The sequence below is a fragment of the Desulfobacterales bacterium genome (genome assembly GCA_028704555.1).
In the GTDB taxonomy this organism is placed as follows: Bacteria; Desulfobacterota; Desulfobacteria; order Desulfobacterales; family JAQWFD01; genus JAQWFD01.
Map to the genome: position 1 here is coordinate 18,462 of JAQWFD010000013.1, position 15,854 is coordinate 34,315.

The following is a 15,854-nucleotide window of genomic DNA, read 5'->3' on the forward strand; positions in this document are numbered from 1 at the left end:
GTCCGGCAGATATGCCATGAAAACACATCCCCGCTCCGGCGGTTTTACCCTGTTGGAAATTTTGATCGCAATGTTTATCTTTGCGATCGTGATCAGCGTGCTGTTCGGTTCGTATCGGGCCGTTTTTATGGATATCGGGTCCATCACCCGTGGCGGTGACTATTATGAGATGGCAAAAGACTGTATAAACCGGATAACTCTGGACCTGCAGTCCACATACGTGAGCTTCCGCCCGCAATACAGTCCGCCGGACATCGATGATGATCCTGATCCTTATCGGATTGAGGGTAAAATATCATCCATCGGGGGCAATGATTTTTCCAGCCTTCGGTTTGCGGCGGATTCACATATCGGATTTGAACGGCCACCGCTGCAGGGGATCGCTCAAATCGTCTATTATGTTCAGGACCGTGGCCCGGGACAGTATGTGCTGAGACGCTCAGACAGCCTCTATCCTTATGACCCCTTTGAAGAGAACAAAAACGATCCGGTGCTGTGTGATCATGTCCTGTCGCTGTCATTCACCTATTATGATCAGGACGGCGAATCGTACGACAGCTGGGATTCAGACTCGGACGATGTCGGTTTTTCCACACCCGGGGCGATCGGCATTCGTCTTGAAATAGGCGATGCTGATTTTTCGCGGGAATTTGAGACGGTCGTAACCCTTCCGGTGTATCGGCCCGAGAAGAAATAAGACAATGGTAAAGATCGTATCTATCATAAGGCCGAATCGGGGGATGGCGCTTCTCATCACCATCACCGTCATCACCCTGATGATGGTGACCACCATCGAGGTAAACCGCAGAGTACGTTCAAACGTCATCTCAACTGCGGGGACCCGGGATCGGGTTACCCTCTCTTATATGGCTTCATCCGGGATACATGCGGCCATGGCCATGCTGATCAAAGACAGGAACGATTCGGATACGGATTCGTTGCAGGAAGACTGGGCCAACCCTGAGAAAGTCGCTGAGGTCATGGGAGACATTCCGTTTGAAAGCGGCCGGGTATCGGTTGAAATCATCGATGAAATGGGTAAAATTCAGGTGAATTCACTGGTCGATTTTCCCGAAGGGCGCGCGTTTAATGAGGCCCAGCATCAGTTGTGGGAAAATTTTATCGCTTTTTTCAAACTTCTGGATGATGAGCAATTCCAGGATATCGAGCCATCCACTATTTTGAATTCAACCAAGGACTGGATCGATTCCGGAGACGACGATGCCGTAACCGGCTTAAGCGGCGCAGAATCCGATTATTATCAGGGACTGGAACCGCCGTATTCGTGCCGGAATGCGCCGTTTGATCATTTAGGAGAGCTGGCCCGGGTAAAAGGGGTTACGGCTGATCTGTTTGATGGCGTGGGCGGCGAGAGCGGAATATCGTCTTATCTGACAGTTTACGGCGTGTCAGCCACCGCGGAAAACAAGTTTACCTACAAAGGCAAAATTAATATCAACACTGCGTCCTTGCCGGTCATCGCTGCCCTGCTGCCGCCCGGTGACGCAATTTTTGCTCAGCCCATCGATGAGTACCGGCTTGAAAAGGCAGATGAAACTTATATTTACAATCTTTCAAGTCCGACATGGTACAAGGATGTCCCGGGGTTGAGTGATGTGACAATCAAAGCGGATCTGATTACGACATCAAGCGATATATTCCGTATCCGGTCGGTTTCTACCCTCGATGACATGTCCATGACGGTAACTGCTGTTGTTCAAAGGGCAAAACAGGCAAAAACCGGCAAATGGACATGCAGCGTGTTGTGCTGGCAGCCGGAATGACATATAACATATTCTGTCTGTCCAATTAAACCGGTGATGCTTTCGGCCTTTCTGCGAAAGGTTGAGCCGAATGCAGCCGGCAGATGAGTCATAAAACCGTCAAGGTTGAATTATTTATGAGCCGATCCATATTAGCAATTGATATTCGGGAAAATGGCATAGCGGCCGTTCAGGTGAAAAAGACCATGAAGGAAAGCTGGATAGAAAACTGCCTTTACATTCCCGTAACAGAAAGCGTAACAGAGCCCGGCGACTGGATTGATCGCGTAAGAAAGGGGCTGGAACAGCTGGCAGAGAAAATTGATGTGCAAGCCTGCCGGTGTATCGCCTCGTTTCCGGCGGTCCGGGTTTCATTTCGAAATATGCAGGTCCCTTTCAAAGAACCTAAAAAAATTCGTCAGATACTGCCGTTTGAGTTGGAACCGCATTTGGCTCTGCCAATGGATGAGCAGCTGATGGATTTTATTCCGATTCATACTACGGGCGAGCAAACGGATTTAATTGCGGCTGTTCTGCAAAAATCCGAGTTCAAGTCCTTTCTGGACGCCTTTACCGAAAATAAAATAGATCCTGAAACCATTACCATCGGGGGATATCCTGTCGCTCTGAGCCTGATCAATAACCCGGATTCTCTTGAAACCTGGCTGCTGGCTGATGTCGATTCACACCAGGCGACCCTGTTTTTAATTGTGTCGGGTCGAATATCGCTTATCCGGTCATTTTCGCTTGGCCCGGATCTGTTCAATGGCCCAAACTCCCTTTGCGACAATATCCTCAGAACCGTATCGGCCTTTGAAGATGCATGCGGCACGGATTTAGTGGTGGAAACCGTCTTTATTACCGGAAGCGGTCTGCCTGAAACCGCTGTTGAGCAAGAGCTGGCACCGGTTCTGGAACTCCCGGTAACGCGGTTGAATTTGTTGGATATGGCCGGTATGGCAGTGCCTGATCAATCCGATCATATCTGGAAAAGCGATGTGATGGACAATGCGCTCGCGCTGGCCCTGACCGAAGTCAATGCCATTGACTGCCTGAATTTCAGAAAGGATACGTTTTCAGTCAAAAAGCAATGGACGGGAAATCGCAAACTAATTATCACAACCGGGTTGATCGCCGTAATGGCGGTGTGCCTGGGACTATTCAGTATCGCTGTCGATACCTGGCAGCTGAAGCAGCAGGTCAATGCGGTCGATGAACGTCTGGCAGACAAATTCCGGGCATCATTTCCCGAGGTAACGCGTATTGTCGATCCGGTGCATCAGATGCATGCTCATATCAAGGAAATGGAGAAAACGTCATTGTTTTCCGTTCAGACCGGATCAACCCAACCGGTCATCGATATTATTTATGAAATCAGCAGCCTCATTCCCAGACAAATTGACGTGGATCTGGATCGTATGGTGATCGATGAGGAAAGTGTCATGATTTCCGGACAAACCGATACGTTCAATTCGATCGATGATGTCAAAAATCGGCTCGAACAGTCGGATATGTTTAAAACCGTAACGATCAGCTCGGCCAATATGGACAGAACCGATAACCGGGTCCGGTTTAAACTCAAGGTAATTCTGTAAGGATTTTGAAAGGGTTGTATGAATGGCAATTAAACTCAGCAACCGTGAAAGATATTCCATCGCGGCCGCGGTAGCCTGTATCCTTGTTTTTGCTTTCATCCAGTGGGGTGTGGTTCCATTGATTGATGGAAAAAGGCAACTGCAGCGGGTGTTGCAGGTGAAAACCGGGATGCTGGATGAAATGGCTGATCTGACGGTAAAATATGATTCGATTCGGAGAGAATCCGAACGGATCACGTTGCGGTTCAGTGACAGAGACAAGGGGTTTGCCCTGTTTCCCTTCCTGGACCGGCTGGCGGGTGAGGCCGGAATTAAAGATAAAATCGTCTATATGAAGCCGTCCAGGATCGATATTAAAAACAGTCCGTATAAACTGTCTTCAGTTGAGATGAAACTTCAGGGCATCACGCTCAATCAATTGATGGCATATCTGTACAGCATTGAAACATCCAAAAATATGGTCGGCATTAAACGGATCTCCATATCAAAGGAAGGAAAGCAGAACCAGCTGCTGACTGCCGTGCTCCAGGCTGAAACCGCGGAAGAATAGTCTGTGCCTATGAACCGTTCAAAAAAGTGGCTATTGTATCTGATTGTGCTGATGGTATCGGCGGCTTTTTTCCTTTACCATTTGTTTCCGGCAGATGCCGTGGGGCAATACCTGGTGTCGGAATTGAACCGGGCTGTCCCCGCAGTTCGGGTGACAGCCGATACCGTTAAACTGAAGCCGGTGTTTCCCCTTGGACTGAAACTTGAAGGCGTCGGGGTGAATTATCTCGGTAAAGCCGCGTTTTATGCCGAAACCATGGTGGTGCGGCCCGATCTATTGTCATTGCTGAGCCATACGGTTAACGTTTCGTTTGCCGGTGCGGCCGCAAAAGGAGTGTTCAAAGGCATGGCCCGGGTACCCCGTGCCAAAGGGGATGGCCTGCTGTCAGTCGATGTCGATCTGGACAGAATCCGGATCGAGGATATCCCTGCCGTGTATGAGTTCATCCGGCAGGATGTGGCCGGCAGCCTGAACGGGCAGGTAACCTTTACCCGCGCAAATGTCGGGGGAACAGCAAACGGCAGGGCGCATCTGGTATTGTCGGATTGCACCATCCAGCTTCAGACGCCGTTAATCCCGCTGAATTCGGTGGCGTTCAACTCTATTGAAACCGACATCACCATCGAAGCCGAACGCCTTGAAATCAAGCGATGTGATCTCAGGGGTAACCAGCTGGACGCTGATTTCACCGGTTCGGTCGTCATGATGAAACCGGCCGGCAAAAGCGTTTTAAACCTCAGGGGCAGCATGAAACCTCATCCGTTGCTGCTGGCCGGTATCCGAATCATGTTTCCGGTCGATTCACTGTCTGAAAACCGGTCAGGAGGCGAAATTCCTGTCAGGGTCCGCGGTACGCTGGACAGCCCCGGTGTTTCCTTTCCAAGACAATGATAACGGAATTAACATTTACACTGCGGTATTGATGAAAATTATATGAAACGATACTTTATTATTATTAATATGTTTCTGATTATGTCGGGGGTATATTTTGGCGTCAAAGCGCTTTATTCCATTATGGCTTTTCGGCTCGACAGCGGCGTTACGGTTCAGCAGACCCCCGGGGAGCAGGCGGTGGTTGAGGAACGCCAGTATCCGCCATTGTCGGACTATAAGACCGTGATGGACAGGAATTTATTTAACATCACGCAGACGGGTGAAACGGCGGCTTCCGCGGTAACGGTCGATCTTGCAACGCTTGAAAAAACCGACCTGGCGTTAAAATTATGGGGAACCGTAACCGGTGACCGGAAAAAAGCATATGCGGTGATAGAAGAGGTGAAGAGCCGGGAACAGAATCTGTATCGGACCGGCGATACCATTCAGGACACCTCGGCATCCGTGAAGATGATTCTCAGGGGAAAAGTGATTCTGACCGCTGACGGGAAGGATGAAATTCTGGAAATGGAAGATACGGTTACCGAAAAATCCGGTAAGCTACCGGATCGAAGCGCGGCGGTAACCGGAAATACCCAGTCGGTCGATTTGGCGCGATCCTCGATTATGGACGCTGTCAGCAATCTTAATCAGCTGATGCAGCAGGCCAGGCTGCGTCCGTATTTCAGGCGGGGAATACCCGAAGGCCTGGTACTCAGCAACATTAAACCCGATTCGATTTTTAATCAGATGCAATTGAAAAACGGTGACATCATTACCGGCGTTGATGGACGGGATATCAAGAGTGTCGATGATGCCCTGAAGATGTATGACAGTCTGAAATCATCTTCAAGCGTTGCGCTCAAAATCAACCGTAGAGGAAAGGTTCAGACCATAAACTACACCATTCAATAGACAGAATGTCACAGGATAGATTTACTCATGCATTCCGGGATGAAAAGTCCATGGATGCTGGGAAGCGAGCATATTTGAATAAAACTTATTTAACTTATACGGAGATCAGACAGTTGAATTCCATGAAACTATACGCCAAAACTTTAAAACAGATCCGGTTCTGGATGTGGCTATCGATTGTTGCGATCATAATGACCCACGGCTCGGCGGCCTTTGCCCAAAACCGGTCCGCAGCGCCCGCCGGCTCAACTCCTGCCGCCGCTGCCCAGCGGTTTGTATCGATTGATTTTAACGATGTCGATATCAGCGTATTCATTAAATTTGTCAGTGAGCTGACCGGAAAGAATTTTGTGGTCGATAACCGGGTCAGGGGGAAGGTGACCATTATTTCGCCTACCAAGATATCCGTTGATGAAGCGTACAAGGTGTTTGAATCGGTATTGGAGGTTCATGGGTTTGCAACGGTGCAGGCCGGTGAAATTACCAAAATCGTTCCGGCGCCGGAGGCCCGGACAAAGAACATTCAAACGCTGATTAAGCAGGATGCCGTTTCTCCCGAGGATAGGGTCGTGACCCGGCTGATTCCGCTGACTTATGCCGATCCGGACGAACTCAAACGTCTGTTTGCCCCCCTGATTTCAAAAAACAGCGTGATGCTGTCCTATCCTCCGACCAACATGCTCATCGTCACGGATGTGTCGTCCAATATCAACCGCCTGCTTCGCATAATGAAAGTGATTGATGTAACCGGCATCGGGCAGGAGGTTTCCGTTATTCCGCTTGAATACTCGGAGGCGGCTAATCTGGTCAAAGTCCTGACCACGGTGTTTGCGCCGGCCCAAGCGGTCAAAAAGGGGATATCGGAAACGGAAATAAGGTTTGTCGCTGACGAGCGCACCAATACGATTGTGCTCAAGGCCAGCGAAGTAGATTCTGCAAGGGTCAAATCGCTCATCACAATGCTGGATAAGGAAACCCCTCGGGGTACGGAAAAAATCCGGGTTTATTACCTGGAAAACGCCATAGCCGAAGATCTGGCCGAAGTGCTCCAGGATCTTCCCACGAAAAAAAGCGCGGATACCAAGGGCAAACCGACAACCCCGGTGGTGTCCGAAAATGTCCGGATCAGTGCGGATAAAGCCACCAACAGCCTGATCATCATGGCAGAAAAGGAAGACTATCAGGTGCTTGAGGAGGTGATCAAAAAACTCGATATACCGAGGGCCATGGTTTATATTGAATCGTTGATCATGGAAGTCAATATGGATAAGAGTTTTGATGTCGGTACCGATTGGCGGGTATTGGCTGATACAACAGTCAATGGTGGCTCTGGCGTTTCAGGTGGCGGATTTGGTTCTGTTGATGTCACAGATTTGTCAACAGCCGATGGGTTCTCGTTGGGAATCGTAAGCGGGGCGCTTGATATCGTCGTTGATGGTGTATCTGTTACCCTTCCTAATATCGGAGCGATTATAAATGCGTTTAAATCTGACACTGATGTCAATATCTTGTCAACACCACAAGTTTTGACAACAGATCATGAGGAGGCGACCATCATTATCGGCAAGAACATACCGTATCAGACCCAGTCGGCGGCTGACAGTGGCGTTGAAACTTACAGCTCATATGAATACAAAGATGTCGGTATCACGCTGAAGATTACCCCGCATATCACCAAGGATCGGTTTGTCCGTCTCGTTATATCTCAGGAAGTTACCAAGTTGGTTTCTGATATCAGCACCTCAGATCGCCCCACGACGTTAAAACGGACCGTTGACACGACGGTCATTGTCCAGGACAAAAATACGGTTGTTATCGGCGGCCTGATTGACGATTCCGTCAGCAATACCACCGATACAGTGCCATGCCTCGGGCAGATCCCCCTGTTGGGATGGGCCTTTAAATCCATGTCAAACACAAGAGAGAAAACCAACCTGTATGTGTTTCTGACGCCGCATGTCATCAAAAATCCTGCTGAAGCCCGTGAAATATATTTAAATAAGAAAGAGCAGATCGATAAATTGCAAGAGGGTCAGATCAAGATGTACAGGGAAAAGAATGAACCTGACCCGGATCAGATGCAGCCGGATGCAGCAGCGCCCGAAAGTTTACCGTCTGAAACGACGGCACAATGATCGACCCGCCGGGCGAGTTATCCCTTTGGATATTTTGTGTGGGGCATCGGCCAATGATATCCAATCCACATTCAAGTGAAATTAACTGCATATAGGTATGAGAAAACATCTTACACAGATACTTAAAGACAACTTCAATGTTGCGGACACTGATCTGGATATGATCGGCCAGATTGCGGCTGAACGCAAAACTTCTCCCGGAGAGTTGCTGGTTCAGAAAAAAATTATTACCGAGGCCCAGTTGCTTGAAGCGTTCAGTATTCAGTACGGGATTCCCTTCTGGCCTGATTTGCCTCTGGATAACATCGCCATTGTATTTACGCAGAAAGTCCCGATTCAGTTTCTGAAAAAATATGTGATGATTCCGCTGCTCATCGATACACAGAAGCAGAAGCCGGATCCGGAACAGACGTCCGATCGGCAAAATGAAATTGATCGCTGCCTGATTGCCATTCACCATCCAGGCTGTTTTCAGGCCATGGATGATCTGGTCAGTATCCTCGGACTCAGGGACTACAAGATTGTATTTTCCACAAAAGACTCGATACTGTCGGCCATCAATTTATCTTATGATCTGAGCAGGGATTCGGCCGAGCAGCTGGTTCAGGACATGGAAGAAAGCAGCTCCATGGTCATCAGTGATATCGAGGATACCGCTGATCTGCTGGACGATACGAGCGATGCGCCGATTATCAAACTGGTCAATCATATCCTTTCTCAATCCATCAAGGCCCGTGCCAGTGATATTCATATCGAGTCCTACCAGGACAGTTTCAAGGTCCGTTACCGGGTTGACGGCATTTTGTATGACTTGATCACGCCTCCGAAATGGATTCAGCCGGCGCTGATATCCCGAATCAAGGTGATGGGCAAAATGAACATCGCCGAAAAACGGCTGCCTCAGGATGGGCGCCTGGAGGTGAGAATCGGGGAGCAGAGCATCGATGTGCGGATTTCGACGATCCCCACCGCATTCGGGGAACGGGTGGTACTCAGGCTGTTGAATAAAACGGCGTCGCTGCTGTCTTTGTCCGATATCGGTCTCAGTCCGGATCGGCTCAGCCAGCTCAATGACCTGGTCCGGTCTCCCTACGGTATCATCCTGGTGACCGGACCGACCGGAAGCGGGAAAACCACCACGCTGTACGGCGTTCTGTCATCCATCAACAGCCCGGATATCAATATAATTACCATTGAAGATCCCATCGAATACCAGATCAATGGCATCAGCCAGATTCAGGTCAAACCCAAGATCGGCCTGACGTTTTCCACAGGGCTTCGATCGATCGTGCGGCAGGATCCGGACGTTTTACTTATCGGTGAGATACGGGACAAGGAAACTGCAGAGATTGCCGTTCAATCGGCTTTAACCGGCCATCTTGTGTTTTCCACACTTCATACCAATGATTCGGCCAGTGCCATCACCCGTCTGGTGGACATCGGGGTCGAACCGTTTTTGATTTCCTCGTCGGTGATCGCTGTTGTGGCCCAGAGACTGATCCGGGTTCTGTGTCCGGAGTGCCGGCAGCCTTATACACCGGATGATCAGGCCCTTGAAACGATCGGGATCTCACCGGATCAGCTTCGGGATCATCGTCTGTATCAGGCCAGAGGGTGCGAAAAATGTTTTCATACAGGGTATCGGGGACGGGTGGGGATTTTTGAAATCATGGTTCTGAACAGCCAGTTAAAGAGTGTCATCCTGAAGACCTTTGATTCAAACATGATCAAACAGGAAGCGCTCGCCAACCGGATGATCACCCTCAGGCAGGACGGGGTTCAGAAGGTTCTCAATGGGGTATCCACGATTGAGGAAATCCTCAGGGTTACCCAGACATAACCGTAAAACGAAGCATATCAGGTGAAACGTATCAGCATATATTGTGTCGCAGCCGTATGGGTGTGCAGCCTGCTTATATCGCCTGTGCCTGTGGCGGCGGATGACCGGCAACGGGAGATGGGCCTGACTGTAATGGCCGATATGGCCGCCGGAACGTTGCGTTCATCGGAACGGTCGCTTCCGGTCGTTCTGAAGCCGGTCCAGTGGTTCAGTACTTATATTTCAAGGGCTGATGGGGATCGATGCGCCATGTATCCCACATGCTCGCAATATGCCATGGAATCGGTGAAACGCCATGGCATGTTCATGGGATGGATCATGACGTGTGACCGGCTCATGCGATGCGGCCGGGATGAACTCCGGCGTTCGCCATTGGTCGAGGTCAATGGCCGGACCCGATGCTATGACCCTGTTGAACAAAATGATTTCTGGTGGAAATAAGAGATGTTTAAGTTGCTTCAACGATGGTGCCGGTTATCCATATGGGTGGTTGTCCTGATGATGATGGCCGGTTTTGATTCCCATGCCGCATCCGTGATTGAACTGGATGCGGACCGGCAGTATGACTATGCCCGGCACTGTTATTCGACGGGTGATTTTTTTCGATCGGTTCAGGAATTCGAGCGGTTTGTATATTTTTTCCCGGAAGATGGCCGGGTGGAACAGGCCAGGTATCAGATCGGGATGTCCTATTTTAACGGGAACCGGTTCAGGGATGCGATCAAGGCATTTGAAGAACTGATTCGAACTTTTGAAAATACCGATTTTTCGATTCGTTCCTATGTCATGCTCAGCCGGTGCCATGAATTGCTCCATGATCCGGGACAGGCCGTTATCGTCCTTCAGAATCTGCTGGCACTTTTTGAAGATCCGATAGTCAGGGATGAGGCCCACTACCGGATCGGATGGATTTACCTTCAAACGGGTGACTGGGAAAAGGCCCGCCGGCATTTTGACCTGATCAGTCCTGCGGCAGCCGATACTTATCGGCTTAAACGCCTTTCATCAGAATTGGGCAAAAGCAGTCAGATTAAACAAAAAAATCCGCATCTGGCAGGCGCCCTGTCTGTTATTCCCGGGGCAGGATTCGCGTATTGTGAACGTTATTATGACGCGGTAACGGCCTTCTTACTCAATGCCGGTTTGATTTTTGCGGCCTTTGAGGCCTTTGATGATGAAAACTATGGCCTGGGAGGAGTTATTTCTTTTGTTGAACTCGGGTTTTATGGCGGAAATATCTACGGAGCGGTCTCCAGCGCTCATAAATACAATCAGGCGCAGGACCGGCGGTTTATCGAAACGATAAAGGAAACGGCCGGAATTACGCTTGGCGCAGTTCCGGGGAGCCGGAATGTCGCATTTTCCTTTAATTGTCGTTTCTGAAAAAAGAATCGTTAAAACAGGAAGATTCACCGCAGCGTGCATTGATCGACGCCATACAGCGATTCAAACTTTGATTGTCTGCATCTTTTCGGTAAAAAGGGTATCAGGTTATGGAAACAGGATATGACGGATCTGCTCGTCCAGATATTCCAGCTTGAACGGTTTTTGAATAAATCCGTTGCATCCGTCTTTCATTAAACCTTCAACGATATGATCGCGGCTGTAGCCGCTTGCAAGAAGGACCTTTACTTCCGGATCGACGGATTTCAGCCGGGCGTATGTCTCCCGCCCACCCATAACGGGCATGATAATATCCAGAATGACTAAATCAATCCTGCTCAGGTGTTCCCGGTAAAGCGTTACCGCTTCTTTTCCGCTGCTTGCAGTCATTACCTGATACCCCAGTTTGGTTAAAAGTTCTGAGCCGACATCGGTAATCAGATACTCATCATCAACCAGCATAATGGTTCTGGTCTCCTCCGGGTGGTGGTCATCCGGGAGCGATTTGGGTTCGGTTTTCGATTTGACCGCCGGCAGATAGATGTTGAAAAGAGCTCCTTTCCCCACTTCACTCTGCACTTCGATAAGCCCGCCGTGATTTCTGATGATCCCATAGGAAGAGGCCAGGCCCAGACCGGTTCCTTTCCCGTTGGGTTTTGTCGTAAAAAACGGATCAAATATTTTGGAGTGAAGCTCTTTTCGGATGCCGGTGCCGGTATCTTTTACGGAAATTTTTACATAGTTTCCCGGTTCCAGCCCTAACGGCCGGATCTGATGGGCTGAAAAGCTGATATTCTGCGTCTGAACGTACAGATCTCCTTCTGTCGCCATGGCCTGCCAGGCATTAAGATACAAATTGAGCAGCACCTGTTCAATTTGTCCGGCATCGACTTCTGTTTTCCAGATGCTGTGCTGGTAGGTGGTGTGAATGTTCACTTCCTTTCGGGTCTGGCTGAACATATTGAGACTTCGTTTGATCAGCACATTGAGGTCTGTTTTTTCCAGTTCCTGCTGCTTCGTCTGTGCGAAGTCCAGAATCTGGCGCGTGAGATTGGCGCCTTTTTCCACGTGCTGCTCAATAAATTTGAGTCGTTTATAATGAGGATGGCTGGGGCTGATATCCAGCAGCATCAATGTGGTGTAGCCTTGAACCCCCATCAGCAGGTTGTTGAAATCATGGGCAATGCCGCCGGCCAGAGTGCCGATGGCGTTCATTTTCTGAGATTCCTGGAGTTGGCGTTGAAGTTGCTCACGTTCCGTTACATCTTTGATGAGACCCTGAAACACGATTTTTCCCTCAAATTTCACAAGCGATGTTGACACTTCTATCCGCAGTCTGGAGCCGTTTTTACGAATCGTATTGATGACCTCATGATTGTCTGCGGGGGTTTCATCGTTAACCCATCTTTCGATATCGCGATGAATCGGGACATGATCCTCCGGTGAGATCACATCCCAAATGGTCAGTTTGAGAGACTCCTCCATCGTATAACCGTAAAGATCGCAGAACATCTGATTTAGTTTCAAAAACTGTCCGGAGGGTAATTCGAACATGAAAAACCCGTCCATGGTGGATTCCACGAGTGTCCGGTAGCATGTTTCGCTCTGCTTCAGCCGCTCTTCAGCCTGTTTGCGTTCCGTGATATTGATCAGGGTGGCCACGCATCGTTTTGTGTGAGCAATGATATTGACTCTATATAAAATATGTTTGATCTGACCGGTCTTGTCAGTGAGTCTGAACTCCTGTGGAGGGGGTGGCTGATCGGGTGGCTGTTGTCGTTCAGATAAATATTTTTTTATCGGGTCCAGATCGTCGTCGGCGATAAAATCGGGCCAGGTTTTTTCCCCTTCGATTTCTTCTTTCGAAAACCGGGTCAGGCGTTCAAATTCGGAATTGACCATTGAAATGCTCATATCATCTTCGAAAATGGCCATGGCGGCACCTGAGGCTTCAAAGGCTCTGAGGCGGTCGTCCGCCTGTGCCTCCGTCATCGCGGCGCAAATCCGTCCGGGCATGGTTTCCAGTACCATGGCCAAACCGATCATGATCTCACAGGTATCTATGACCGGATAATGGGTTTCGCTTATCAAACGGGGCTGGCCGTTGATTTCAAAAGAGATGTATTTTTTGACAGGAGGGCGGTGCCGGGCATCGACGATATCCCGGACAAGGTCCTTGAAGTGATCGCAGCCGGGCGGGTCGGCAAAAGGCCTAATGTCGGTTAAGCGCTTTCCGACGGTGTTATCCTGTTCCAGTCCGCATAAAGACAGGGCATGTGTATTCATAAACCGGACACAACCGTTTAAATCAATGATGACAAGCCCCATGTCAAGGCAGTTGAACACTGCATCAGGCGGAATGGGTTTTGTGCCGGGCCCCTCCGTTTCCGGTAAAGCGCGCTTCCGGGCAGGATGATATTTCATCAGAAATGCGACAGTTATCAGTGCTACCGCTGCACCGGATACCACACTGAAAAACGAAATAATAAACGCGTTAGTCATCATGGGTCTACTCTGATTCCTGTATGGTTTTATGGTATAGAGATTGCCTTAAACGAAGTGCTCCTCAAGCGATAGTGCTCCTGAGTCCGCCTGCAGGGCGCTTGCTTTTACATGCCGTCGTTTTCAAATCCCCTTACCAGGACTTCTCTGGGTTTGGCCCCATCCGATGGTCCGACGACACCTTCCTTTTCCATGGTTTCAATAATCCGGGCGGCGCGGTTGTACCCGATGCGCAGATGTCGTTGAACCATGGATATGGATGCCTGGCCGGCACGGGTGACAAGGGCCACAGCATCATCATATCGTTCGTCGTAGTCTTCATCTTCACTCTCTGCAGCCTGGGGTTCCTGTTTTTCCAGAACGGATTCATCATACTCCGGAGCTTGCTGGCTTTTTAGAAATTCTGTTATTTGCGTAATTTCCGTCTCTGAGATATAGGCTCCGTGAATACGCTGCAGCTTTGCCGTTCCGGGTGGAAGAAACAGCATGTCTCCGTTTCCGAGAAGGGTTTCGGCGCCGTTGGTATCGAGAATGGTCCTCGAATCGGTTTTGGAAGATACCTGAAAGGTCAGCCGGGTAGGGAAATTGGCTTTTATAATTCCGGTCAGAACATCCACAGACGGTCTCTGCGTGGCCAGTATCATATGAATGCCCGATGCTCTGGCCATCTGAGCCAGACGGGTGAGGGCCACTTCAACGTCGCGTGAGGCGACCATCATCAGGTCTGCCAGCTCGTCGATGATAATGACGATATAGGGCAGTTTTGTATGTCCCTCCGGATTGTCCGTGGCGTCTTTTTTTTCCATTTTTTGATTGTATTGAATGATATTTCGGGCTTTTTCTTCGGAAAGCAGCTTGTATCGATTTTCCATTTCACGAACGGCCCAGTAAAGGGCATTGGTCGCTTTTTTGATATCTGTGACGACGGGCGTGATCAGGTGCGGAATCCCGTTATACATCGACAGCTCAATGCGTTTGGGGTCGACCATGATGAGCTTGACGTCATCGGGACTGGCCTTGTACAGGAAACTGCAAATCATGGAATTTAACCCCACGCTTTTTCCGGTGCCGGTGGCACCGGCGATCAGCAGGTGGGGCATTTTGTCCAAAGCTGCCACCACCGGGTTGCCGACAATGTCTTTACCCAGACACAGCGTCAGTTTGGATTTGGATGCTTCAAATACATTGGAAGTGACTACCTCTTTGAACCGGACAATTTCCCGGGATGAATTGGGTATTTCAATTCCGATGGCCGCTTTGCCCGGAATGGGTGCGACAATTCGGATGCTGATGGCTTTGAGCGCAAGCGCCAGGTCATCGGAAAGATTGACCACTTTGTTGATTTTGACTCCCGGTGCGGGTTCATATTCAAAGGTGGTAATCACCGGCCCGGGGCTGACTGCAACAATTTTGCCGTGGACCCCGAAATCATCGAGTTTTTTCTCCAGTATCCTGGATTGCATTTCTAAAATTTCGGTGTTGGCCGATATCTCATTGTCTTCCGGGTCATCAAGAAATTTTATTGAGGGAAGCTCGAACCCGGATGAGGTTTTCATAAATTCGAAAACTTCCTGTTTCGGGGGCGGAATTTTTTTGATTATCTTGGGGACGGGGGGGGGGATTTCGATGGCCGTCGGTTTTTTTACAGCGGTTTTTTCCGTCTTTTTTGCTGACTTTTGTTGCGCCTTCAACATCGTGCGGGTTTTGGCTTTTTCTTTTCGCTGTTTCCAGAGTACATGCAGGGTTTTTATGCGATGGACGGCAGTGCCTCCTGCGTTTCTGAGCTTTCGGCCGAATGCCAGCAGGGAAAATCCGGTGGAAAGGATCAGACCGATGATCCAGCAGAGCAGAAGAATAATCAGTGCGCCGGAAGCATTGGAAAACCTGACCAGAAATGATGCCAAGGGAATGCAGATAATACCGCCGGATGAAAAATGGGTACCGAACATTGCGTAATGGTTCTGTTTCAGCGCCAGAAGACTGCCCGTGGCGATAATCAGCAGAAGCCCTCCGCCCACGGTCATGGCCTTGGCTTTTGCGGGATGGCTGCCCATAAAATGGATGCTGGAAATCATCAGCAATACCGGTATCCAGAAGGCACCGAGGCCGAACAGTCCAAACAGAATGCCAGCCACATGCGCCCCTAGAAAACCAAAAAAATTATGGATATGAAGGGTGGCGCTCGCATTGTGAATGGAAGGGTCAGCCGCGCTGAAGGACAGGAGGCTGATCAGGGTAAAAATAACCATGAAAAATAATAAAATACCGATGATTTCCTTGCGCATTTGATGATGAATC

The 15,854-nt window shown here is 49.5% G+C and carries 12 protein-coding genes; 10 read left to right on the forward strand and 2 right to left on the reverse strand.

The window, feature by feature from the left end; genetic code table 11:
• Window positions 1-16 precede the first annotated feature (16 nt).
• From PHQ97_06625 to PHQ97_06670, 10 genes are all read left to right on the forward strand, one after another.
• Entirely contained in the window at window positions 17-697 is a 681-nt protein-coding gene (locus PHQ97_06625) for a prepilin-type N-terminal cleavage/methylation domain-containing protein (GenBank protein ID MDD4392408.1), read from the forward strand.
• Window positions 698-701: 4 nt separating this feature from the next.
• Window positions 702-1,784: a general secretion pathway protein GspK gene (locus tag PHQ97_06630; GenBank protein MDD4392409.1), complete on the forward strand. Its 1,083-nt coding sequence runs from the start codon at window positions 702-704 to the stop codon at window positions 1,782-1,784.
• 83 nt (window positions 1,785-1,867) lie between these two features.
• Window positions 1,868-3,358 carry a type II secretion system protein GspL gene (gspL, locus tag PHQ97_06635; protein MDD4392410.1) on the forward strand — a complete coding sequence of 497 codons (1,491 nt, stop codon included), beginning with the start codon at window positions 1,868-1,870 and terminating at the stop codon, window positions 3,356-3,358.
• Between the two features lie 22 nt (window positions 3,359-3,380).
• Window positions 3,381-3,908: a hypothetical protein gene (locus tag PHQ97_06640; protein MDD4392411.1), complete on the forward strand. Its 528-nt coding sequence runs from the start codon at window positions 3,381-3,383 to the stop codon at window positions 3,906-3,908.
• A 9-nt stretch (window positions 3,909-3,917) separates the two neighbouring features.
• The gene (gene gspN, locus PHQ97_06645) at window positions 3,918-4,799 is read left to right on the forward strand and encodes a type II secretion system protein GspN (protein MDD4392412.1); all 882 of its coding nucleotides are present in this window, start codon (window positions 3,918-3,920) and stop codon (window positions 4,797-4,799) included.
• A gap of 42 nt (window positions 4,800-4,841) precedes the next feature.
• Window positions 4,842-5,696 (forward strand): type II secretion system protein N, encoded by an 855-nt coding sequence (locus PHQ97_06650; protein MDD4392413.1) that lies wholly within the window; start codon window positions 4,842-4,844, stop codon window positions 5,694-5,696.
• Between the two features lie 122 nt (window positions 5,697-5,818).
• Entirely contained in the window at window positions 5,819-7,831 is a 2,013-nt protein-coding gene (gspD, locus tag PHQ97_06655; GenBank protein MDD4392414.1) for a type II secretion system secretin GspD, read from the forward strand.
• A 97-nt stretch (window positions 7,832-7,928) separates the two neighbouring features.
• Window positions 7,929-9,671: a type II secretion system ATPase GspE gene (gspE, locus tag PHQ97_06660; protein MDD4392415.1), complete on the forward strand. Its 1,743-nt coding sequence runs from the start codon at window positions 7,929-7,931 to the stop codon at window positions 9,669-9,671.
• A gap of 21 nt (window positions 9,672-9,692) precedes the next feature.
• Window positions 9,693-10,112, forward strand: coding sequence for a membrane protein insertion efficiency factor YidD (gene yidD / locus PHQ97_06665; GenBank protein ID MDD4392416.1), 420 nt, complete (start codon window positions 9,693-9,695; stop codon window positions 10,110-10,112).
• Window positions 10,113-10,115: 3 nt separating this feature from the next.
• Entirely contained in the window at window positions 10,116-11,054 is a 939-nt protein-coding gene (locus tag PHQ97_06670) for a tetratricopeptide repeat protein (protein ID MDD4392417.1), read from the forward strand.
• 108 nt (window positions 11,055-11,162) lie between these two features.
• Here PHQ97_06670 and PHQ97_06675 read toward each other — a convergent pair whose 3' ends face one another.
• Entirely contained in the window at window positions 11,163-13,559 is a 2,397-nt protein-coding gene (locus PHQ97_06675) for a PAS domain S-box protein (protein MDD4392418.1), read from the reverse strand.
• Window positions 13,560-13,663: 104 nt separating this feature from the next.
• A complete protein-coding gene (locus PHQ97_06680) occupies window positions 13,664-15,841 on the reverse strand; it encodes a DNA translocase FtsK (GenBank protein MDD4392419.1) in 2,178 nt (725 codons plus the stop codon).
• Window positions 15,842-15,854: the final 13 nt, after the last annotated feature.